Raw genomic sequence first — 22,964 nt, forward strand, 5'->3', positions numbered from 1 at the left:
GCGTCCTTAGTCTGGCTTTACGCCGCTGGGGGGCGGCCGGCCGAACCGCCGGGGTGGGGTTTTCCCCCGCCCGAAGACGGGGTTCCACACCAGCGCGCGGCACCCCTGCCGCCCGCGAGACTCGACGCCGTAACCACCGAGCGACCGCCGATGCGCGAACAGGCGCATCCCTGTCGACTCTGCCGACCGATTTAGGAGACATACCGTGACTTCGGCTGTGACCATTCCCAGGCATGGGGGCACTGGAGGGACTACGGCCGTTGCCGCGCGGGCGCGGCAGGTCGTCAAGGCGTACGGGTCGGGGGAGACCCGGGTCGTCGCGCTGGACCGCGTCGACGTGGACATCGCCCGCGGCCGGTTCACCGCGATCATGGGCCCCTCGGGGTCCGGCAAGTCCACGCTGATGCACTGCCTCGCCGGGCTCGACACCGTGACGAGCGGCCGCATCCACCTGGACGACACGGAGATCACCGGGCTGAAGGACAAGAAGCTCACCCAACTGCGCCGGGACCGGATCGGGTTCATCTTCCAGGCGTTCAACCTGCTGCCGACGCTCAGCGCGCTGGAGAACATCACGCTGCCGATGGACATCGCCGGCCGCAAGCCGGACCAGCAGTGGCTGGCGCGCGTGGTGGACACCGTCGGACTCGCCGGGCGGCTCAAGCACCGCCCCAACCAGCTCTCCGGCGGTCAGCAGCAGCGCGTCGCCGTCGCACGGGCGCTCGCCGCCCGGCCGGAGATCATCTTCGGTGACGAGCCCACCGGCAACCTCGACTCCCGCGCGGGCGCGGAGGTGCTCGGCTTCCTGCGGCGGTCGGTCACCGAGCTGGGGCAGACCATCGTGATGGTCACCCACGACCCGGTCGCCGCCTCGTACGCGGACCGGGTGCTGTACCTCGCCGACGGCCGGATCGTCGACGAGATGTACCAGCCGACCGCCGAGCAGGTCCTCGACCGGATGCTGCGTTTTTCCGGCGGAGACAACCGGACCCCCGATTTCGACGCCCGGGGGCGCACGTCATGACCGTGCTGAAGACCTCGCTGCGCAACTTCTTCGCGCACAAGGGGCGCATGGCGCTGTCGGCGGTCGCCGTCATGCTGTCCGTGGCCTTCGTCTGCGGAACCCTTGTCTTCACGGACACGATGAACACCACCTTCGACAAGCTGTTCGCCGCCACCTCCTCGGACGTCACCGTCACCGCCAAGAGCGCCTCGGACACCGGGGAGACGAAGTCCGACAACGGCAAGCCGCCGGTCATGCCGGCCTCCGTGCTCGACAAGGTGCGCCACGTCCACGGCGTCAAGGCCGCCGAGGGCACGGTGTTCTCCACCTCGGTGACCGTCGTCGACGCCGGCAAGGACAGCCTGTCCCCCACCTCCGGCGGCCCGACCATCGTCGGCAGCTGGAACGGCCAGGACGCCCGCACCATGAAGATCACCGAAGGCGCGGCGCCCCACGGGCCCGGCCAGGTCATGGTCGACGAGGACACCGCCGGCAAGCACCACCTCAAGCTCGGCGACGAGATCGGCGTCATCAGCGCGATCGGCACGCACACCGCGAAGATCTCCGGCGTCGCCGCCTTCCAGGTCACCAACCCCGGCGCCGCGATCTTCTACCTGGACACCAGGACCGCGCAGGACACCCTCGTCGGACAGAGCGGCGTCTACACCAACGTCAACGTCACCGCCGCCCCGGGGATCAGCGACGACCAGCTGAAGAAGGACGTCGTCGCCGGGCTCGGCGGCGGCTACAAGGTGCAGACCGCCAAGGAGGTCGCCGACGCCAATCAGAAGAGCGTGGAGAGCTTCCTGAACGTCATGAAGTACGCGATGCTCGGCTTCGCCGGGATCGCCTTCGTCGTCGGCATCTTCCTGATCATCAACACCTTCTCGATGCTGGTCGCCCAGCGCACCCGGGAGATCGGCCTGATGCGGGCCATCGGCTCCTCCCGCAGGCAGGTCAACCGTTCCGTGCTGATCGAGGCGCTGCTGCTGGGCGTCGTCGGCTCGGTGCTCGGCGCGGCGGCGGGCGTGGGGATCGCCGTCGGGCTGATGAAGCTCATGGGCCAGATGGGCATGAACCTGTCCACCGACGACCTCACGGTCGCCTGGACGACCCCGGTGGTCGGCCTGGTGCTCGGCGTCGTGGTGACGGTCCTGGCCGCCTATCTGCCGGCCCGGCGCGCCGGGAAGATCTCACCCATGGCCGCCCTGCGCGACGCGGGCATGCCGGCCGACGTCAAGGCGGGCCGGGTGCGCGGTGCGCTGGGCGTGCTGCTGACGGGCGGCGGCGGGGCGAGCCTGTACGTCGCCGCCCACGCGGGGAAGGCGAGCGAGGGCTCGCTGTGGCTGGGGCTCGGCGTGGTGCTGAGCCTGATCGGGTTCGTGGTCGTCGGCCCGCTGCTCGCCGGCGGCGTGGTCCGGGTCCTCGGCGCGGTCCTGCTGCGGATCTTCGGACCGGTCGGGCGGATGGCCGAGCGCAACGCGCTGCGCAACCCGCGGCGCACCGGGGCGACGGGCGCCGCGCTGATGATCGGGCTCGCGCTGGTGGCCTGCCTGTCGGTGGTCGGCTCCTCCATGGTCGCCTCCGCCACGGACGAACTCGACAAGAGCGTCGGCACTGACTTCATCGTCCAGTCCGACAGCGGGCAGCTGATCACTCCGCAGGCCGTCAAGGCGGCGAGGTCCGTGCCGGGTCTGGAGCGGGTCACCGAGTACAAGGTCCTCGACGCCGCGCTGACCACGCCCGACGGGCGCACCACGAAGAAGGAGACCATCAACGCGGCCGACCCGACCTATGCGCAGGACGTGCGCACCAAGACGGTCGCCGGCCGTCTCGAGGACGCCTACCGGCCGGACTCGATGTCCGTCTTCGAGGGCTTCGCCAAGGAGCACGGCGTCAAGCTCGGCTCCACGGTCGCGGTCGCCTTCGGGGACGGCAGGACGGCCCGGCTCACGGTCCGCGCGATCACCAGCGACGACGTGGTGATCGACAAGGGCGCGATGTACGCGTCGATCGCGACGGTGGCCCGGTACGTGCCGGCCGAGAAGATGCCGCTGGACATGCTGCTCTTCGCCAGTGCCAGGGACGGGCAGCAGGACGCCGCCTACGCGTCCCTGAAGTCGGCGCTGCACGACTATCCGCAGTACAAGGTGCGTGACCAGACCGACTACAAGCAGGCGATGAAGGACCAGATCGGGCAGTTGCTGAACATGATCTACGGCCTGCTGGCCCTGGCGATCGTGGTCGCGGTCCTGGGTGTCGTGAACACCCTGGCCCTGTCGGTGGTCGAGCGGACCCGGGAGATCGGCCTGATGCGGGCCATCGGCCTCTCGCGCCGGCAGCTGCGGCGGATGATCCGCCTGGAGTCGGTGGTGATCGCCCTCTTCGGCGCGCTGCTCGGCCTGGGGCTGGGCATGGGCTGGGGCGCCACGGCCCAGAAGCTGCTCGCCCTGGAGGGGCTGAAGGTTCTGGAGATTCCCTGGCCGACGATCACCGGTGTCTTCGTCGGCTCGGCCTTCGTGGGCCTGTTCGCCGCCCTGATCCCGGCCTTCAGGGCGGGCCGCATGAACGTCCTGAACGCCATCGCGACGGACTAGCAGCCGCGGGCGGGACGGACAGCCGCCGTGGACGGGGGTCACGGGGGCGACATCGGCGCCGGGAAGCCTTGGGGGGCTTCCCGGCGCCGGTGTGCGTCACGGGTGCCGCCTCAACGGCACCCGGCGTTGTCCACAGCCCCCGGCGTTCGATGCGGCCAGGTCGTACGCTGGACACCCCCGGCTGCATCTCGCGTCGGGCCTTTCGCGTTGTCCACCCTCGTCACCACCGGACGGAAAAGCCCTCCATGAGCCTGCACGGTCTGCTCGACGCCGTCGTCAAGGATCCCGCCCTCGCGGAAGCGATCGCGGCGGCCGCCGACGGCAACCGCATGCACGTCGACCTGGTCGGCCCCCCGGCGGCCCGCCCCTTCACGATCGCCGCGCTCGCCCGCGAGTCCGCCCGCCCGGTCCTCGCGGTGACCGCGACCGGCCGTGAGGCCGAGGACCTGGCGGCCGCGCTGCGCTCGCTGCTGCCGTCCGAGGGCGTCGTGGAGTACCCCTCCTGGGAGACCCTCCCGCACGAGCGGCTGAGCCCCCGCAGCGACACCGTCGGCCGCCGTCTCGCCGTCCTGCGCCGCCTCGCCCATCCCCGCCCCGACGACCCCGAGACGGGCCCGGTCTCCGTCGTCGTCGCCCCCGTGCGCTCCGTGCTGCAACCGCAGGTCAAGGGCCTCGGCGACCTGGAGCCGGTGGCGCTGCGCACCGGCTCCAGCGCCGATCTGAACGAGGTCGTGGCGGCCCTCGCGGCAGCGGCGTACGCGCGCGTGGAGCTGGTGGAGAAGCGCGGCGAGTTCGCCGTGCGCGGCGGCATCCTGGACGTCTTCCCGCCCACCGAGGAACACCCCCTGCGCGTCGAGTTCTGGGGCGACGACGTCGAGGAGATCCGCTACTTCAAGGTCGCCGACCAGCGCTCCCTGGAGGTCGCCGCACACGGCCTGTGGGCGCCGCCCTGCCGCGAGCTGCTGCTCACCGACGACGTCCGCGCACGCGCGCGTGCCCTCGCCGAACGCCACCCGGAGCTGGGCGAACTCCTGAACAAGATCGCCGAGGGGATCGCGGTCGAGGGCATGGAATCCCTCGCTCCGGTCCTCGTCGACGACATGGAGCTGCTGATCGACGTGCTGCCCAAGGGCTCCATGGCCGTCGTCTGCGACCCCGAGCGGGTCCGTACCCGCGCCGCCGACCTGGTCGCCACCAGCCAGGAGTTCCTCCAGGCGTCCTGGGCCGCCACCGCCGGCGGCGGCGAGGCGCCCATCGACGTCGGCGCGGCCTCCCTGTGGTCCATCGCCGACGTCCGCGACCGGGCCCGCGAGCTGGAGATGATGTGGTGGTCGGTGTCGCCGTTCGCCGCCGACGACGAGCTGACGGATTCCTTTGCCGCTGACGCGGCGGGCGACACCCTCAAGCTCGGCATGCACGCCCCCGAGGCCTACCGCGGCGACACCGCGCGGGCGCTCGCCGACACCAAGGGCTGGCTCGCCGACGGCTGGCGCACGGTGTACGTCACCGAGGGCCACGGCCCGGCCGCCCGCACGGTCGAGGTGCTCGGCGGGGAGGGCATCGCCGCCCGCCTGGACACCGACCTCGGTGAGCTGTCCCCGTCGCTCGTGCACGTGGCGTGCGGCTCCGTCGACAACGGCTTCGTCGACCCGGGTCTGAAGCTGGCCGTGCTCACCGAGACCGACCTGACCGGGCAGAAGGCGGCCGGCAAGGACGGCGCCCGCATGCCCGCGCGGCGCCGCAAGACCATCGACCCGCTCACCCTGGAGGCGGGCGACTACATCGTCCACGAGCAGCACGGCGTCGGCCGCTACATCGAGATGGTGCAGCGCACGGTGCAGGGCGCCACGCGCGAGTACCTCGTCGTGGAGTACGCGCCCGCCAAGCGCGGCCAGCCCGGCGACCGGCTGTACATCCCCACCGACCAGCTGGAGCAGATCACCAAGTACGTCGGCGGCGAGGCGCCCACGCTGCACCGCCTGGGCGGCGCCGACTGGACGAAGACCAAGGCGCGCGCGAAGAAGGCCGTCAAGGAGATCGCCGCCGACCTGATCAAGCTGTACAGCGCCCGCATGGCCGCGCCCGGCCACGCCTTCGGCTCCGACACGCCCTGGCAGCGCGAGCTGGAGGACGCCTTCCCCTACGCGGAGACCCCGGACCAGCTCACCACGATCGCCGAGGTCAAGGAGGACATGGAGAAGACGGTCCCGATGGACCGCCTGATCTGCGGCGACGTCGGCTACGGCAAGACCGAGATCGCGGTGCGGGCCGCGTTCAAGGCGGTGCAGGACGGCAAGCAGGCCGCCGTCCTCGTACCGACGACGCTGCTGGTGCAGCAGCACTTCGGGACGTTCTCCGAGCGGTACGCGCAGTTCCCGGTGAACGTGCGGGCGCTGTCCCGCTTCCAGACCGACACCGAGGCGAAGGCGACCCTGGAGGGCCTGAAGGACGGCTCGGTCGACATCGTCATCGGCACGCACCGGCTGTTCTCCTCCGAGACCAAGTTCAAGGACCTCGGACTGGTCATCGTCGACGAGGAGCAGCGCTTCGGCGTCGAGCACAAGGAGCAGCTGAAGAAGCTGCGCGCCAACGTCGACGTGCTGACGATGTCCGCGACCCCGATCCCGCGCACCCTGGAGATGGCGGTCACCGGCATCCGCGAGATGTCGACGATCACCACCCCGCCGGAGGAGCGGCACCCGGTGCTCACCTTCGTCGGGCCCTACGAGGAGAAGCAGATCGGCGCGGCGATCCGGCGTGAGCTGCTGCGCGAGGGCCAGGTCTTCTACATCCACAACCGGGTGGAGTCCATCGACCGGGCCGCAGCTCGGCTGCGCGAGATCGTGCCCGAGGCGCGGATCGCCACCGCGCACGGGCAGATGTCGGAGGCGGCGCTGGAGCAGGTCGTCGTCGACTTCTGGGAGAAGAAGTTCGACGTCCTGGTCTCCACCACGATCGTCGAGTCCGGCATCGACATCGCCAACGCCAACACCCTGATCGTGGAGCGCGGCGACACCTTCGGCCTGTCCCAGCTGCATCAGCTGCGCGGCCGCGTCGGGCGTGGCCGCGAGCGCGGGTACGCGTACTTCCTGTACCCGCCGGAGAAGCCGCTGACCGAGACCGCGCACGAGCGGCTCGCGACCATCGCGCAGCACACCGAGATGGGCGCGGGCATGTACGTGGCGATGAAGGACCTGGAGATCCGCGGCGCCGGCAACCTGCTCGGCGGCGAGCAGTCGGGCCACATCGCGGGCGTCGGCTTCGACCTGTACGTGCGCATGGTCGGCGAGGCGGTCGCGGACTACCGCAGGCAGCTGGAGACGGGGGAGCCCTCGGCGGGAGGGCCGGAAGAGGCGCCGCTGGAGGTCAAGATCGAGCTGCCGGTCGACGCGCACGTCCCGCACGACTACGCGCCCGGCGAGCGGCTGCGCCTCCAGGCCTACCGGGCCATCGCCTCCGCCAACAGCGAGGAGGACGTCAGACACGTTCGCGAGGAACTCACCGACCGCTACGGCAAGCTGCCCGAGCCGGTGGAGAACCTGCTGCTGGTGGCCGGCCTGCGGATGCTCGCGCGGGCGTGCGGGGTCGGGGAGGTCGTGCTCCAGGGCACGAACATCCGCTTCGCGCCGGTGGAGTTGCGCGAGTCGCAGGAACTGCGCCTGAAGCGGCTGTACCCGGGCAGCGTCATCAAGCCGGCCACCCATCAGGTGCTCGTCCCGCGCCCGAAGACGGCCAAGGTCGGCGGCAAGCCGCTGGTCGGCCGCGAACTGCTGGCGTGGGTGGGCGAGTTCCTGACGTCGGTGCTGGACTCGTAGGAGGCGGTTCACCCGCGGCGGGCCGTTGCCGCTGGGCCGCCGCGGGAACGGGCGAAGCCGCCCGCTGGACTCCAGGGTCCGTGGGCGGCTTCGGCCTCGGTCGGGGGCCTACTGCTGGTCGGGGTGGTCGCGGTCCATGCCGAGGCGCTGCTCGGCCTGGCGCTGCGCCGTGTCGACCTGGTCCTCGTACTTCCCGCCAGTCTTGTCGTTGACCATTTTCTCGCCGGCGTCGGACATCTGCTTGGCCTTGTCCGTTGCCTGCTTGTTCTGGCGGAACCTGTCCAAGAGGCCCATGCGGAAGCTCCTTCCGGTGCGAACTCCCTTCCGACAATACGCCCGGGATGCCCGGGATGCCCAAAGAAGGGCGCGTATGGTCTGAACCTCTGTGCGGTTACGGTGTGTACACAGTGCCTGTGCGGGAAGACTCGCCCGTGCGGGGCGGAACCGGTCGAGCAAGGGGAGGGACGCACCGTGAGGTGTGCGAGGGGCGGGGTCACGGTTGCTGCCGTGCTGGCGCTGGGCGTCACCGGCTGCACACAGCAGACGCCGGGATCGTCGGGGCCGCAGCGGTCCACCGGCGACGGTCACGCGGTCAGTCCGCTGGACAATCCCGACGGGACCAAACCCGGGCTGGCGCCCGTCACCGACGCGGCCGACCGCGCCGCGGCCCGCGCGCTCGTCCAGAAGGTGGCGACCAAGGGGCGCGGCCCGAAGACCGGGTATGAGCGCGCCAAGTTCGGCTACGCCTGGATGGACTCGGTCCCCGGCGACGTGCCCTACGCCCACAACGGGTGCGACACCCGCAACGACCTGCTCAAGCGCGACGGCCAGGACGTCACCTTCCGCAAGGGCTCCAACTGCGTCGTCGTCTCCATGACGCTGCACGACCCCTACACCGGCAAGACCATCGCGTGGACCAAGTCCCGTGCCACGACGGTGCAGATCGACCACGTCATGCCGCTGTCGTACGACTGGCAGATGGGTGCCTCGCGCTGGGCCAAGGACAAGCGGGAGGCCATCGCCAACGACCCGCTCAATCTGGTTCCGGTGGACGGGCCCGCCAACGGCGCCAAGAGCGACTCCGGCCCGGCGACCTGGCTGCCGCCGGACAAGCAGATCCGGTGCGCCTACGTGGTGCGCTTCGCGCAGGTGTCGCTCAAGTACGCCCTGCCCGTCACCGCCGCCGACAAGCAGATGATGCTGCGTCAGTGCGACTGAGGGGCGCAGGTCGGAACCTGCGCCCCTTGCCCCTGTGCCCCGTCGCTCCCTCGCCCCCTCGCCCCCCTCGGGCCGTCGGTCAGGAGGTCCGCGCCGCCTTCCGCAGCGACTCCACCAGGTGCGTCGTGAGCTTCTTCGCCGAGGCCCCGCCGTTCCCGGAGCCGGCGGTGGACATCACGGTGATGACCGACTTCCCGACCCGGGTGGCGATCAGCGTGGTGCCGCTCTCCCAGTGGGCGCTGGTGAGCGTGAGCGTGTAGGCCTCGTCGCCGAGCCCGTGCGTGGACGTGGCCTTGACCCGCACCTTGACGTGCTCGGCGGTGTCCGTGAACGTCGCGCACTCGGCCGCCACGCTGCGGACCTGCTGCATCACCGCCTGCGCGGTCGTGCCCTGGAAGGCGTCGATCTCCTGCGTCATCTCCTCGGTCCGGTCCTGGTTGGCGCGGTCGTCCTGCGCGAACGACACGCCGCCCTTGTAGCCGGTGACGTCGAGCCAGGCCGTGTTCTCCAGCTTGCTGCAGTCCGCCTTGGCGGCGCTGCGGCTGCTGGGCGCGAGGAACTGCTTGCCGCTGTCCGCCGCGCCGTCGGCGACCGGGGTCAGCCCGGCCGGGAAGGCCGACGCCGGGGCCAGTGCCTGCTTGAGCTGCGCGCCCGTGAGCAGACCGGCGTTGGGATCCTGAGCCTTCGCCTGCGCGGCGGAGGCGGCGGGCTTGCCGTCGGCCTGGTCCGTGCCGGACTGGCAGCCCGTCAGGGCCGCGGCGGTCGCGGTGACCAGGCAGAGGGTGGTGGCGGCGAGAGCGGTGCGACGCATGGGCGTTCCTTGGTGGAGAGGGGGTGAGTGCGGGCGGGGCCCGCGGGTGCGGGTGGGGCCCGCGGGTGCGGGTGGGCCCGGGTGGGGGTTCGGCCAGGGGGGCCGGGACTGCGGCCGAGGAGGCTCCGCCGGATCAGGCTCCGGCGGGGTGATCAGCCGGCCTTCTTCCAGTCCTCGCAGCCGGTGGTCTTGAAGTAGCCGTCCGAGGCGCTGATGGTCACCACGGCCGAGCCGCTCACGTTGTTGTTGGCGATGATCGACTCGATGGAGTGGCCGGCGTCCTTGGTGCGCTCCCAGTAGCAGGAGCCGTCGGTGTTGCCGGGGGACCGGTAGGTGCCGGGAGCGATGTCGGCGCCGACCTTGAACATGCCGCCGTCGCCCTTCATCGCGGTGGCGGGCGCGCCCTGGGCCGGGGCGCCGACGGCCTCCCAGTCGTGGCAGCCGGTGGACTTGAACAGCTGGTCGCCGGGCTTCACCGTCACGTAGCTGGTGCCGGTGACGTTGTCGTTGGCCAGGATCGCGTCCATCTCGCCGGAGGCGTCCTTGGCCCGCTCCCAGTAACACGTGCCGTCGTCGTTGCCGGTGGTGCGGTAGGTGCCGGGCTTGATGTCCGAGCCGACCTGGAATTCGCCGTCCCCGTCGAACGCGGCCTTCTTCGCCTCCGCGGCCCCGGCGCCCGGCTTCTGACCCGCGGAGGCCGACGAAGCCGACGAAGCCGAAGCCGACGAGGCCGGTGAGGCCGGCGAGCCCCCCTTGGCCTTGCTGCCGGAGTCGCCGTGGCCGCCGTCGCTGCCGGCGTTCGCCGACACGGCTGCGATGACGACGATCCCCACGACGGCGCCCAGCGTGACCTTGGCCTTCATGCCCATGGCTGTGTCCCCCCTCGGACGGTGTGAACCACCCCTGTCGGGGCGGTCCTTCGTTCGCTGGGTCAATAACAGCATGGGCTGTGAACCGAGTCAACACGGTTCACAGGGGGAGTGGGATACACGGCTGTTAAGTCTCGGATCTTGCATCCGTCGGTATCCTCGGCGTCACAGGTGCGGCCGTACGGGGCGGTCGCACGGCGCGGACGAGGGGAGCGCGGCCCGTGCAGGACAAAGCGGCAGACCAGGCGGCGACGAGCAGGGCGGCCACACGCACGACGAGGAAACCCGGCGCCGGCGCGGGAAGCCCCCCCGGCGCCGACCACGCCACCGAGGTGACCGCCGCCGGTATCGCGCGCCTCGCCGGCGTCGGCCGCGCCGCCGTCAGCAACTGGCGCCGCCGCCACGCCGACTTCCCCAAGCCCGTCGGCGGCACCGAGACCAGCCCGTCCTTCGCGCTCGCCGAGATCGAGGACTGGCTGCGCCGTCAGGGCAAGCTCGCCGAGGTCCCGCTGCGCGAACGCGTCTGGCAGCAGCTCGCCGGCCACCCCGAGGGCCCCGTCACCGCCCTGATCCACGCCGGCTGCGCCCTGCTGCTCCTCCATGACCGGCCCACCGTCTGGCTGGACATCGCCGCCGGCTCCGACGAGCGCCTGGCCGCGATGCTGCCGTCCGCCCTGGAGCAGGTCCTCACCCCGCGCTTCACCGGCCCGTCCGCCCCCGCGCCCCCCGTGCGCACCCCCACCGGTCCCCAACTGCTGCCCTCCGCACCCCTGTTGCGCGGCACCGCCGAACTCTCCGCCGAGCTCGGCGCACGGCAGACCTTCGAGTTCCTGCTCGGCCGGCACCTGGACGCCAACCCGCGCCAGTACACGCTCACCCCCGCCGAACTGGCCTCCCTCATGGCCGACCTGGCCGGCGACGCCCGCACGGTCCTCGACCCGGCCTGCGGCACCGGCGCCCTGCTGCGCGCCGTCGCCCCGCGCCCCGGCCAGGAGCTGTACGCCCAGGACAGCGCGCCCGACCTGGCCGCGCTCACCGCGCTCCGGCTCGCCCTGCACTCCCCGGCCGCCGTGCACGCCGCCGCCGGCGACACCCTGCGCGCCGACGCCCACCCGGCGGTGCGCGCCGACGCGGTGCTGTGCCACCCGCCGTTCAACGAGCGCAACTGGGGCCACGACGAACTCGCCTACGACCCGCGCTGGGAGTACGGCTTCCCGGCCCGCGCCGAGTCCGAACTGGCCTGGGTGCAGCATGCGCTGGCCCGCCTGCGCGACGGCGGCACCGCGGTGCTGCTGATGCCGCCCGCCGCCGCCTCCCGCCGCTCCGGCCGCCGTATCCGCGCCGACCTGCTGCGGCGCGGCGCGCTGCGGGCCGTGATCGCCCTGCCGGTGGGCGCGGCGCCGCCGTACAACATCCCGCTGCACCTGTGGCTGCTGCGCCGCCCGGCCGGCGTGGCCGCGCAGCCCGAGGTGCTGCTCGCCGACGCCGGGCAGTTCGCGGGGGAGGGGCGCGGCGGGCCCGACTGGCAGGCCGTGCGCGAGGCGGTGCTCGAGGCCTGGACCGGCTTCGACCGCGCGGGCGGCTTCGAGGAACGGCCGGGCCTGGCCCGTGCCCTGCCCGTCATCGACCTCCTCGACGACGACGTCGACCTGGCGCCCGCCCGCCATCTGCCGCCCGCGGCGCCCACCGACGGCGCGGGGGCGCTCACGGCGGTGCGCGAACGCCTCGGTGAGACCCTGCGCCTGACGGGGGAGCTCACGCCCGCGCCCGTGGACGCGCCCCGGCGTGCGCGCTGGCCGCTCACCACCGTCGGGGAACTCGCCCGCGGCGGCGCCCTGGAGATGCGCACCGGCGGCAGCGGCGGCCCCACGCGCGTGCGGGTCCTCACCGACCACGACGTGCTCGCCGGGGCGGCCCCCTCGGGCTCCCTGCCGGAGAGCGACGAGGAGGCGGTGCTGACCCAGCCGGGCGACGTGGTGGTGCCGGTGCTCGGCGGCGGCGCGGTGACCCGCGTCATCGACGAGGCGACCGAGGGCGCCGCCCTGGGCCGCAACCTCGTGCTGCTGCGGCCCGACCGGCAGGCGCTCGACCCGTGGTTCCTCGCCGGGTTCCTGCGCGGCACCGCCAACAACCGCCAGGCCAGCAGCTACGCCTCCACCGCCACCCGGCTCGACGTGCGCCGCCTGCAACTGCCCCGGCTGCCGCTGGAGGAACAGCGGCGCTACGGCGAGCGGTTCCGCGCCCTCGACGAGTTCGAGCGGGCCCTGCGGCACGCGAGCCGGCTCGGCGAACAGCTCGTGCGCGGGATGTACGACGGCCTGACGGACGGCACGGTCGCTCCGGAGTGATCAGTGTGACAACGGTTCGGTACAACCCGTGACGTGTCGTCCGTGTCGGCCTATACGCTCGGACGCGCCATCAGTGTTCGTCCCCGGCAGGTCTTCAGGAGCAGTTATGCAGGGCCACGGCTATGCGCCGCCTCCACCCCGTCGGCCCTCGACCGGGGTGCTGATCCTGCTGCGCGTGATCTTCGTGGCGGTGGCCGTCCTCAGCATCGGCTTCCTGGCCTGGGTGGCGCCGCTGCGCGCGGCGATCGTGACCCGCAAGCGGGGCGACTGGTGGTTCTTCGCGGGCACGGTGGCCGTTCTGGTCCTCAGCTTCAGCCTGCTCGCCACCGACGACACCGATGACTTCAGCACGGCCAAGGGCAACGCCGGCATGGTCATCCTGCTGCTCAACATGGTGGGCTGCGTCGGCTACTACCTATACGCGGACATACGTCACCATCGGCCCGGCCCCGCCGCCTACCCGACGCCCCCGGCGCCGGCCGCGCACTACGGCTACCCGCAGCCCCCGTCGCCGTACGCCGCCACGCTCCCGCAGACGCCGGCGGTGCCCGTGGTCGCCCCCGCGCCCAGCACCCCCACCCCGCCGCCCCCGCACCGTCCCGCGCCCGCGCGGATCGACCAGGTGCGGGCCGAGCTCGACGAGCTCAGCGACTACCTGCGCCGCGGTGACGGCCACGAGGGCCACGGTGAGGGCGGACGGTGACCGTCACGACGGGGCGGATGATCGCCGGCCGTTACGAACTGGCCACCCTCCTCGGCCAGGGCGGCATGGGCCAGGTGTGGACGGCCTACGACCGCAGGCTCGACCGGCGGGTGGCGGTGAAACTGCTGCGCCCCGACAAGGTGGCCGGCCAGGAGGCGGACGAGCTGCGCCGCCGGTTCCTGCGCGAGTGCCGGGTGACCGCGCAGGTCGACCACCCGGGCCTGGTCACCGTGCACGACGCGGGCAGCGAGGGCGAGGAGCTGTTCCTCGTCATGCAGTACGTCGACGGCGCCGACCTCTCCGACCACCTCGCCGAGCACGACCCGTACCCGTGGCCGTGGGCGGTCGCCGTGGCCGCGCAGCTGTGCGCGGTGCTGAGCGCCGTGCACGCGGTGCCGATCGTCCACCGCGACCTCAAGCCGCGCAACGTGATGGTCAAGCAGGACGGCACGGTCACCGTGCTCGACCTGGGCGTGGCCTCCGTGATGGACACCGACACCACGCGCCTGACCCACACCGGCTCCCCCATCGGCTCGCCCGCCTACATGGCCCCCGAGCAGGCGATGGGCGGCGCGGTCGGCCCGTACACCGACCTGTACGCGCTCGGTGTGCTGCTGCACGAACTGCTCAGCGGCAACGTCCCGTTCGCCGGTTCCACCGCGCTCGGCGTGCTGCACCGGCATCTGTACGAGCCGCCGGTGCCGGTGCGCCGTTTCCGCCCCGAGGTCCCCCAGGCGCTGGAGACCCTGGTGCTGCGCCTGCTCGCCAAGGACCCGCTGCACCGGCCCGCCTCGGCGCAGGAGGTGTACGAGGAGCTGGTGCCGCTGCTGCCCGGGCGCGGCACGCCGACCGGAGCGCCGCTGGACCCCACCCGTCCCTTCCTGCGCCCGCACGCGCCCTGGCCGGACCGGGCGCGCACCCCCGCGCCCCAGCCCGCCTCCGCCGCCGCTCCGCCCGCCGCCGGGAAACCGGATGTCGCCGCCGCCGTCGACGAGGTCAAGCATCTGCTCGGACAGGGCCGCATCACGCAGGCCGTCGACATCCTCGGCGCGATCCTGCCCGTCGCCGCCGGCCGGCACGGCGAGCATTCCGCGGTCGTGCGGACCCTGCGCAAGCAGTACGCCGCCACCCTCATGGACGACGGCCAGTACCGGCGCGCGCTGCCCGAGCTGCGCCGCCTGGCCGACGAACGCGCCGCCGAGGCCGGGGCGTCCGACCCGCAGTCCCTGCGCTTCCGCTACGACGCCGCCCAGTGCCTGGAGCAGCTCGGCGAGCCGGGGGCCGCGCTCGCCGAGTACCGCGCGCTGCTGCCGTACTACGAGAACCAGTACGTCTCCGGTGATCCCGCGCTCGCCCACGAACTGCGCCGCCGCATCGGTCATCTGCTGCTCGCCCTCGGCGACCGGCCCGCCGCGCACGACACGCTGCTGCGTCTGCTGCACGACGTGGAGCGGCTGCACGGCCCCGGCCATCCGCTGGCCGCCGACGTGCGCCGCACCCTGCAATGGCTGGGGCAGGTGCGGGGCTAGATCCGGAACGGGCTAACGTACGAGCCGCTCGTGGTGTCGCGTACCCCGGGCGTCCACGTACTCGAAGGGGTGGGTCAGCCGTGTCCAGCCATCGTCAGTCCAAGAAGCGCAGATACGTCACCTGGGCGGTGGCGGGCGCCGCCGTCGTCGCCGGGGGCGGGATAGCCGCACAGCAGTCCATGGCGGCCACCGCCTGGCCCGCGCAGAAGACGTACACCGGCCGGGCCTTCGACGCCTGCGCCGCGCCCTCGCTCAGCGCGATGAAGGCCTGGCGCGCCGACGGCTACTACGGCGGCGCCGCCGTCTACATCGGCGGCAAGAACCGCGGCTGCGGCCAGCCCAACCTCACCGCGTCCTGGGTGAAGTCGGTGAACTCCCAGGGCTGGAAGCTCATCCCGCTCTACGTCGGCGCCCAGCCGCCCTGTCAGACCAGCCGCAACCCCGAGAAGCTGACCGCCGCCACGGCCGCCTCCCTCGGCGCGAGCGACGCGAGCGACGCCACCGCCAAGGCGGCCGCGCTCGGCATGAAGGCCGGCAGCGCGATCTACCTCGACATGGAGCCGTACGACACCACGAACAAGTCGTGCAACGACGCCGTGCTGACGTACGTGCGCGCGTTCACGAAGGGGCTGCGGGCCAAGACATACCGGGCCGGCTTCTACGGCTTCACCAGCTCCAGCGCCAAGGCGATCGCCACGGCCGCCAACAAGACGGACCTGCCGGGCAACCTCTGGTACGCGCTGTGGGACAAGAAGGAGACCACCACCGCGGACTGGCCGTGGGGCGCGTCGCAGTTCACCAACCACAGCCGCGGCCACCAGTACCTGGTGAACAGCAAGGAGACCCGGCGCGGCTACACGATCACCGTGGACCGCGACGCGTGGGACGCGCCGGTGGCCATCGTCGGCTGACGTTCTTCACCGCGGAGCGCGCGCGGCGGTGCCGGAAGCGGCGGTGAATCGTTGGTCGAATGGGTTGGCCTCAGCCTGCCCACTGCCTACCATCGATCACCGCAAGACCTTGTGCACCGTCGCACAAACTCCTCGGGAGGTTCCCCTTGCACCGCCGCCGTCGCACCGCGCTCCTGCTGTCCGCCGCGATCGCCGCGGCACCCCTGCTCACCGCCTGCGGAAGCGACTCGCATCCGGGCGCGGCGGCCGTCGTCGGCGGCCAGAAGATCACGGTCTCGCAGCTTCAGGACCGGGTGAACGAGGTCCGCGCGGCCCAGCGCGCGGCGGCGGGCGGCGAGGCGAACTACGCGCGCGTGGTGTCCGGCTCCGGAAACCTCACCCGGCAGACGCTGCACAGCATGGTCCTGGACCAGGTGCTGCACCGCGCCGCGCGGGACGCGGGCGTCGCCGTCACCCCCCGCGACGTGCAGCAGCTGCGCGCGGGGGTGGAGCAGCAGCTCGGCGGGGCCCAGGCCCTGGAGACGACCTGGCTGCGCGAGTACGGCATCCCGCCGCAGCGCGTCGACGACAATCTGCGCCTGCAGGTCGAGGCGCAGAAGCTCGCCGCGAAGCTGGGCACCGACACCAATCAGCCGGCGTTCTGGAAGGCCCTGTCCACGGCGTCGCGGGAACTGGGCGTCGACCTCAACCCGCGCTACGGCACCTGGGACGCCCAGAAGGTCGGCCGCGTCGACGCGAAGACCCCGTGGGTCAAGGACGTGACGACGGCGGCGTCACAGCAGCCGGCGTAGCCGCCCTTTTCACGACCCTCTCCGGGCAGATCATCACACCGCGACCCCGCCCTGTGGACAACGGGCGGAGCCATCTCCCGCCGCGCGGTACGTTCGAAGCGTGAACGCATCGCGCCCCGAAGACTCCGCCGCCCCCGGCCGCATCGTCCTGCTCACCACCAGCCACCGCGTGGCGCCCGGCCTGCTGTCCTGGCCCGCCTGGCAGGCGGTGCGGGAAGCCGACCGGGTGCTGTGCGCGGAGGGCTCCCACCCCCAGCTGCCGTACTTGCGCGAGGCGGGCGTCGTCGTGGAGGAGGCCGCCGCGAGCGCCGACGAACTGCTGGACGCCTGCGCCGGTGGCCGCACGGTCGTGGTCGTGGCCGGCGGCGAGGGCGAGCCGGCGCTGACCGACGGCCTGGCCCGGCTGGCCGGCTCCGGCCGCGTCGCCATGCCGGAGCTGGAGCTGCTGCCCGCCTCCTACGACCTGCCCGGCGCCCGCCTCCTCGACCTCGTGCAGGTCATGGACCGCATCCGCGTCGCCTGCCCGTGGTCGTCACGGCAGACCCACGAGGGCCTGGCGAAGTACGCCATGGAGGAGGCGTACGAGCTGGTCGAGGCCATCGAGGACGGCGACCGCGACGAACTGCGCGAGGAGCTGGGCGACGTGCTCCTCCAGGTGGTCTTCCACGCGCGCATCGCCGAGGAGGACCCGGAGGCCCCCTTCTCCGTCGACGACGTGGCCGGCGCCATCGTCGCCAAGCTCATCCACCGCCACCCGCACGTCTTCGGTGACGCCACCGCCACCACCCCCGAGGAGGTCAAGGCGCACTGGCGGCGCACGAAGGCGCAGGAGAAGCGGCGCGCCTCCGTCACCGAGGGCGTCCCGGTGCACCAGCCCGCCCTGGCCCTCGCCGCCAAGCTCGCCGCCCGCACCCGCACGGCCGGCCTGGACGTCGAGCTGCCGCAGGGCGAGGGCATCGGCTACCAGCTGCTGGCGCTCGCCGCGCGCGCCGAGGCGGACGGCGTCGACCCGGAGACGTCGCTGCGCGCGGCGGCCCGCGCCTACCGGGACGCGATCCGCGAGGCGGAGGGCGTCGGCGGCGACGCGGCGTCCGCGGCGTCCGGCGCCCACCGCGACGCGGAGGCCCACCCGGATCCGGATACGGTCGGGCAGTGACCGAGCAGCTCCGCCCCGACGACGCCCCCGAACTCTTCACCTGGGAGTTCGCCGCCGACCCCTACCCCGCCTACGCGTGGCTGCGCGAGCACGCGCCCGTGCACCGCACCCGGCTGCCCAGCGGGGTGGAGGCCTGGCTGGTCACCCGGTACGCCGACGCCCGGCAGGCCCTCGCCGACCAGCGGCTGAGCAAGAACCCGGCGCACCACGACGAGCCGGCGCACGCCAAGGGCAAGACCGGCATCCCCGGGGAGCGCTCGGCGGAGCTGATGACGCACCTGCTGAACATCGACCCGCCGGACCACACCCGGCTGCGGCGCCTGGTCAGCAAGGCGTTCACGCCCCGCCGGGTCGCCGAGTTCGCGCCGCGCGTTCAGGAGCTGACCGACCACCTCATCGACGGGTTCGCGCAGCGGGGCTCGGCCGACCTCATCCACGAGTTCGCCTTCCCGCTGCCCATCTACGCCATCTGCGACCTGCTCGGCGTTCCCCGCGAGGACCAGGACGACTTCCGGGACTGGGCCGGGATGATGATCCGGCACGGCGGCGGGCCCAGGGGCGGGGTCGCCCGGTCGGTGAAGAAGATGCGCGGCTATCTCGCCGAGCTGATCCACCGCAAGCGGCAGGCGCTGCCCGCCGAACCCGCCCCCGGCGAGGACCTCATCTCCGCCCTGATCCGCGCCTCCGACCACGGCGAGCACCTCACCGAGAACGAGGCCGCGGCGATGGCGTTCATCCTGCTGTTCGCCGGGTTCGAGACGACCGTCAACCTCATCGGCAACGGCACCTACGCCCTGCTCACGCACCCGGAGCAGTGGCACCGGCTGCAGGACTCCCTCGCCCGGGGCGAGCGCGAGCTGCTGGAGAGCGGGGTGGAGGAACTGCTGCGCTACGACGGGCCGGTGGAGCTGGCGACCTGGCGGTTCGCCACCGAGCCGCTGACCGTCGGCGGGCAGGACATCGCCCCCGGCGATCCCGTCCTCGTCGTCCTGGCCGCCGCCGACCGCGACCCGGAGCGCTTCCCCGGGCCCGACGTGCTGGACCTCGCCCGCCGTGACAACCAGCACCTCGGCTACGGCCACGGCATCCACTACTGCCTGGGCGCCCCGCTGGCCCGTCTGGAGGGCCAGAGCGCCCTCGCCACCCTGCTCACCCGGCTGCCCGACCTCCGACTGGACGCCGAACCGGCCGACTTGCGCTGGCGCGGGGGCCTCATCATGCGGGGTCTGCGGCAGTTGCCCGTGACGTTCACGCCCGCACCCGCACAGAAAACTGACACCTCTTCAACTATGTGATCTTCACGTGATCTGCGCGGCATGAACTTGTGACTGGCGATCGTCTGCCGATACGTTCACTCGTCAGCGCGACGCCGGTGCCTCCAGGCGCCGCGCCGGTCACTGCTGTCTCGCGAAAGGTCACCGCATGCTCCCCGGGAACGGCCGACACCGTCGCCCCCGTCAGGCTCCGGCTCTCCTCGTCGCGGCCGGAGTGACCGGCTCCGCCATCGCCATCCCGCTGCTCGGCGCGGCGAGCGCCCACGCGGCCGACGGTACGACGTGGGACAAGGTGGCCGAGTGCGAGAGCCAGGGCCGCTGGAGCGACAACCCCGGGATCGGGCTGTACGGCGGCCTGCATCTGTCGCAGGAGGACTGGGAGGGACACGGCGGCCTGGAGTACGCGGCCCGGCCCGATCTCGCCAGCCGTTCGCAGCAGATAGCCGTCGCCGAGAAGGTCCTCGCCGACCAGGGCGTCGGCCACTGGACGCTGTGCGGGCTGACCGCGGGCCTGTCCGCCGACACCTCCGCACCCGACGTCGACACGGGCGTCGCGGGCGACACGGCGGGCGGCGGCTCGGTGTCCGCCGGCTCCACCGCCGGCTCGGGCTCCTCCGCCCCGGCTTCCCCCGGTCCGACCGGCTCCTCCGGTTCAGTCGGTACGTCCGGATCCACCGGTACCGCCGAATCATCCGGAACCTCCGGTTCGGTGGACTCGCCCGGCTTGCCCGACTCCTCCGGGACGCCCTCCGGCACGGCGAGCGGGACGCCCTCCACGGGTGTCTCCGCGCAGCCCTCTGACGGTGCGTCGTCCGCCGCCCCGTCCACGGGCGCCGCGACCGAGCCCGGCGCGTCCGGGAGTTCCGGAACCGGCACGTCACAGCCGTCCGACAGTCCCTCCGCGGCTGCCGCAAAGGACGACGATCCGGACACCCTGCGTCAAATCGTCGGCTCCTCGGGGCTCGTCGACACCGGCGCCCTCGACGGCGGCGGACGCCACCGGGGCGCCGGCGCCACGGAGGACACGGTCCAAGCGGGCGCGACGCCCGCCTCGGGCCGGCACGCCTCGCGCTACGCCGTCCGCGACGGGGACAGCCTCACGTCCATCGCCGACTCCCTTGGCGTCGAGGGCGGGTGGCGCGCGCTGTACGCGGAGAACCGGGACGCGATCGGCGCCGACCCGGGCCACATCGTGCCCGGTCAGACACTGCTTGTCGGTGGCGAAACGGGCCGAAAGTAGCGGGAGTTGACGCCCTGTTTCGAGACTAATGTCCGCTTTGGTGAAAGTGTGGGATGAGTCTCAGAAGCCGTGATCGTCTTTGAAATTCGGCCGATCGCCTGTCTACGGTCATGACCGCTCGCCACCGCGAGCTCCGGCGGCCGCAACGCCGAATCCTGCCAGCGGCCGCACGGGAACAGTCGTCGCATAACGCGCCGCAGGCAGGAGCGGGGGACCCAAGGTAAGCGCCGTGCCCGGCAGTTGAGCCGGAGCGGCTAGGGGTGAAGCCACACCTCCCACGGGAGGGGTGGCCGGGCAACTCAACCGGCCCGAACCCGACAGCTCACCTCGCAGGCGTCGGTGAGGGGATCCACCATGCTGTTTTCCGGCAAGGGCAAGCACCGTCGTCCCTCCAAGGCCACCCGCGCCATCGCGCTCGCCGGCGTGACCGGCGCCGCCGTCGCCGCCCCGCTGATGGCGGCCGGCAACGCCTCCGCCGCCACCACCTCCGAGTGGGACGCGGTCGCGCAGTGCGAGTCCGGTGGCAACTGGTCCATCAACACTGGCAACGGTTACTACGGCGGTCTGCAGTTCTCCGCCTCCACCTGGGCCGCGTACGGCGGCACCGCCTACGCCCCGCAGGCCAACCAGGCCAGCAAGGCGCAGCAGATCCAGGTCGCCGAGAAGGTCCTCGCCTCCCAGGGCAAGGGCGCCTGGCCGGTCTGCGGCACGGGCCTGTCGAACACCCCGAACAACGGCGGCGGCTCCTCGAGCTCCTCCAGCTCTTCCAGCTCTTCCCAGGGCAGCGGCTCGTCCTCCCAGGGCGCCACCACGACCCGCTCCACGGAGCAGCAGAGCGCCTCCCGCTCCAGCGAGCGCCCGGCGCAGACGCCGAAGAAGCAGAGCACCAAGACCGTCACCACCCCGACCGGCAAGAAGGTCAAGAAGGGCGACGGCGAGTACAAGGTCGTCAAGGGCGACACCCTCAGCTCCATCGCCGAGAAGCACAAGGTCGCTGGCGGCTGGAAGAAGCTGTTCGACCTGAACAAGGACATCGTCGAGGACGCCAACCTGATCTTCCCGGGCCAGCAGCTGCACCTGAAGTAAGCGGCAGCCGGCCGGCCGAGGGCCGCTCCCCGTCCCCACGGGCTCCCCGCCCCGGTGCGTCTTCCCCCGTACGCACCGGGGCGGGGCTTTGTCTTCCGGTGTTTCCCGGCCGTTCAGCCGGAACGGCACCCCCCTTTGTTCCGTGGATGAACAATGGGTACGGTCTGTCTGTCCACGGGCCGGTCGGTCGGCTGGCCGATGGCCCCGGGGCGGTTAGGCTCTAGTCGCAAGGCTCACCAGCCCCGCACTTCCAGCGTCACATCCACGAAGGAGATGCTCGTGCCGTCCATCGACGTCGTCGTAGCCCGGGAAATCCTGGACTCCCGAGGCAACCCCACGGTCGAGGTCGAGGTCGGCCTCGACGACGGCAGCACCGGTCGTGCCGCCGTTCCGTCCGGCGCCTCGACGGGCGCCTTCGAGGCCATCGAGCTCCGTGACGGCGATGCCAGCCGCTACCAGGGCAAGGGTGTCGAGAAGGCCGTCCTGGCCGTCATCGAGCAGATCGGCCCGGAGCTGGTCGGCTACGACGCCACCGAGCAGCGCCTGATCGACCAGGCCATGTTCGACCTGGACGCCACCGACAACAAGGGCTCCCTCGGCGCCAACGCCATCCTCGGCGTCTCCCTCGCCGTCGCCCACGCCGCCTCCGAGGCCAGCGACCTGCCGCTGTTCCGCTACCTGGGCGGCCCGAACGCGCACCTGCTGCCGGTGCCGATGATGAACATCCTGAACGGCGGCTCGCACGCCGACTCCAACGTGGACATCCAGGAGTTCATGATCGCCCCGATCGGCGCGGAGTCCTTCTCCGAGGCGCTGCGCTGGGGCGCGGAGGTCTACCACACCCTGAAGAAGGTCCTGAAGTCCAAGGGCCTGGCCACCGGCCTCGGCGACGAGGGCGGCTTCGCCCCGAACCTCGGCTCCAACCGCGAGGCCCTCGACCTGATCCTCGAGGCGATCCAGGAGGCCGGCTACACCCCCGGCGAGCAGATCGCCCTCGCCCTCGACGTCGCCGCGTCCGAGTTCTACAAGGACGGCTCCTACGTCTTCGAGGGCAAGACCCGCTCGGCCGCCGAGATGACCGAGTACTACGCCGAGCTGGTCGACGCCTACCCGCTGGTGTCCATCGAGGACCCGCTGTTCGAGGACGACTGGGCCGGCTGGAAGACCATCACCGACAAGCTCGGCGACAAGGTCCAGCTCGTCGGTGACGACCTGTTCGTCACCAACCCCGAGCGCCTGGCCCGCGGTATCGAGGAGGGCGCCGCCAACGCCCTGCTGGTGAAGGTCAACCAGATCGGCTCGCTCACCGAGACCCTGGACGCCGTCGAGCTCGCCCAGCGCAACGGCTTCAAGTGCATGATGTCCCACCGCTCCGGCGAGACCGAGGACGTCACCATCGCCGACCTGGCCGTCGCCACCAACTGCGGCCAGATCAAGACCGGTGCCCCGGCCCGCTCCGAGCGCGTCGCCAAGTACAACCAGCTGCTGCGCATCGAGGAGATCCTCGACGACGCCGCGGTGTACGCCGGCCGCAGCGCCTTCCCCCGCTTCCGCGGCGCGGTCTCCAAGGGCTGACCCATCCTGACGTAAGGCTCAGGCCCTGTCGTACGTAC

Annotated in this window: 17 protein-coding genes and 1 riboswitch; of the genes, 14 read left to right on the plus strand and 3 right to left on the minus strand. The window is 72.2% G+C overall.

Features of this window, described 5'->3' with window-relative positions:
- Positions 1–205 precede the first annotated feature (205 nt).
- From AC0B9F_RS19985 to mfd, 3 genes are all read left to right on the plus strand, one after another.
- The gene (locus tag AC0B9F_RS19985) at positions 206–1,024 is read left to right on the plus strand and encodes an ABC transporter ATP-binding protein (RefSeq protein WP_472004366.1); all 819 of its coding nucleotides are present in this window, start codon (positions 206–208) and stop codon (positions 1,022–1,024) included.
- The gene (locus AC0B9F_RS19990; RefSeq protein WP_472004368.1) at positions 1,021–3,600 is read left to right on the plus strand and encodes an ABC transporter permease; all 2,580 of its coding nucleotides are present in this window, start codon (positions 1,021–1,023) and stop codon (positions 3,598–3,600) included. The genes AC0B9F_RS19985 and AC0B9F_RS19990 overlap by 4 nt, the downstream gene beginning before the upstream one ends.
- A gap of 245 nt (positions 3,601–3,845) precedes the next feature.
- On the plus strand, positions 3,846–7,415 hold the full coding sequence (gene mfd / locus AC0B9F_RS19995; RefSeq protein WP_472004370.1) for a transcription-repair coupling factor: 3,570 nt from the start codon (positions 3,846–3,848) through the stop codon (positions 7,413–7,415).
- Positions 7,416–7,523: 108 nt separating this feature from the next.
- Here mfd and AC0B9F_RS20000 read toward each other — a convergent pair whose 3' ends face one another.
- On the minus strand, positions 7,524–7,709 hold the full coding sequence (locus tag AC0B9F_RS20000) for an antitoxin (RefSeq protein WP_472004372.1): 186 nt from the start codon (positions 7,707–7,709) through the stop codon (positions 7,524–7,526).
- A 222-nt stretch (positions 7,710–7,931) separates the two neighbouring features.
- Between AC0B9F_RS20000 and AC0B9F_RS20005 the strand changes: the two genes are divergently transcribed.
- Positions 7,932–8,633 (plus strand): HNH endonuclease family protein, encoded by a 702-nt coding sequence (locus AC0B9F_RS20005; protein ID WP_472004584.1) that lies wholly within the window; start codon positions 7,932–7,934, stop codon positions 8,631–8,633.
- Positions 8,634–8,712: 79 nt separating this feature from the next.
- Here AC0B9F_RS20005 and AC0B9F_RS20010 read toward each other — a convergent pair whose 3' ends face one another.
- Together AC0B9F_RS20010 and AC0B9F_RS20015 are read right to left on the minus strand one after the other, a co-directional pair.
- Positions 8,713–9,444 carry a hypothetical protein gene (locus tag AC0B9F_RS20010; RefSeq protein ID WP_472004373.1) on the minus strand — a complete coding sequence of 244 codons (732 nt, stop codon included), beginning with the start codon at positions 9,442–9,444 and terminating at the stop codon, positions 8,713–8,715.
- 152 nt (positions 9,445–9,596) lie between these two features.
- Positions 9,597–10,313, minus strand: a complete 717-nt coding sequence (locus AC0B9F_RS20015; RefSeq protein WP_472004375.1) for a hypothetical protein — start codon at positions 10,311–10,313, stop codon at positions 9,597–9,599.
- Between the two features lie 332 nt (positions 10,314–10,645).
- Here AC0B9F_RS20015 and AC0B9F_RS20020 point away from each other — a divergent pair, with 332 nt between their 5' ends.
- The 10 genes from AC0B9F_RS20020 to eno all read left to right on the plus strand — a co-directional run bounded on the left by AC0B9F_RS20020 (position 10,646) and on the right by eno (position 22,926).
- Positions 10,646–12,661 carry an N-6 DNA methylase gene (locus AC0B9F_RS20020; protein WP_472004585.1) on the plus strand — a complete coding sequence of 672 codons (2,016 nt, stop codon included), beginning with the start codon at positions 10,646–10,648 and terminating at the stop codon, positions 12,659–12,661.
- Positions 12,662–12,767: 106 nt separating this feature from the next.
- Positions 12,768–13,364, plus strand: coding sequence for a hypothetical protein (locus AC0B9F_RS20025; protein WP_472004376.1), 597 nt, complete (start codon positions 12,768–12,770; stop codon positions 13,362–13,364).
- Between the two features lie 17 nt (positions 13,365–13,381).
- Entirely contained in the window at positions 13,382–14,893 is a 1,512-nt protein-coding gene (locus AC0B9F_RS20030) for a protein kinase domain-containing protein (protein ID WP_472004587.1), read from the plus strand.
- An 80-nt stretch (positions 14,894–14,973) separates the two neighbouring features.
- Entirely contained in the window at positions 14,974–15,804 is an 831-nt protein-coding gene (locus tag AC0B9F_RS20035; protein WP_472004378.1) for a glycoside hydrolase domain-containing protein, read from the plus strand.
- A gap of 146 nt (positions 15,805–15,950) precedes the next feature.
- The gene (locus tag AC0B9F_RS20040; protein ID WP_472004380.1) at positions 15,951–16,595 is read left to right on the plus strand and encodes a SurA N-terminal domain-containing protein; all 645 of its coding nucleotides are present in this window, start codon (positions 15,951–15,953) and stop codon (positions 16,593–16,595) included.
- Positions 16,596–16,695: 100 nt separating this feature from the next.
- Positions 16,696–17,751: a nucleoside triphosphate pyrophosphohydrolase gene (locus AC0B9F_RS20045; RefSeq protein ID WP_472004382.1), complete on the plus strand. Its 1,056-nt coding sequence runs from the start codon at positions 16,696–16,698 to the stop codon at positions 17,749–17,751.
- Positions 17,748–19,046 (plus strand): cytochrome P450 family protein, encoded by a 1,299-nt coding sequence (locus AC0B9F_RS20050; protein WP_472004384.1) that lies wholly within the window; start codon positions 17,748–17,750, stop codon positions 19,044–19,046. Before AC0B9F_RS20045 ends, AC0B9F_RS20050 begins: the two co-directional genes overlap by 4 nt.
- Before the next feature lie 127 nt (positions 19,047–19,173).
- A complete protein-coding gene (locus AC0B9F_RS20055; protein WP_472004386.1) occupies positions 19,174–20,265 on the plus strand; it encodes a transglycosylase family protein in 1,092 nt (363 codons plus the stop codon).
- A gap of 182 nt (positions 20,266–20,447) precedes the next feature.
- Positions 20,448–20,616: riboswitch (cyclic di-AMP (ydaO/yuaA leader) on the plus strand.
- Positions 20,617–20,619: 3 nt separating this feature from the next.
- The gene (locus AC0B9F_RS20060; protein ID WP_472004387.1) at positions 20,620–21,351 is read left to right on the plus strand and encodes a transglycosylase family protein; all 732 of its coding nucleotides are present in this window, start codon (positions 20,620–20,622) and stop codon (positions 21,349–21,351) included.
- A gap of 279 nt (positions 21,352–21,630) precedes the next feature.
- Entirely contained in the window at positions 21,631–22,926 is a 1,296-nt protein-coding gene (eno, locus tag AC0B9F_RS20065; protein WP_472004389.1) for a phosphopyruvate hydratase, read from the plus strand.
- Positions 22,927–22,964 lie beyond the last annotated feature (38 nt).

It is taken from the genome of Streptomyces sp. NPDC097129, from assembly GCF_055668065.1.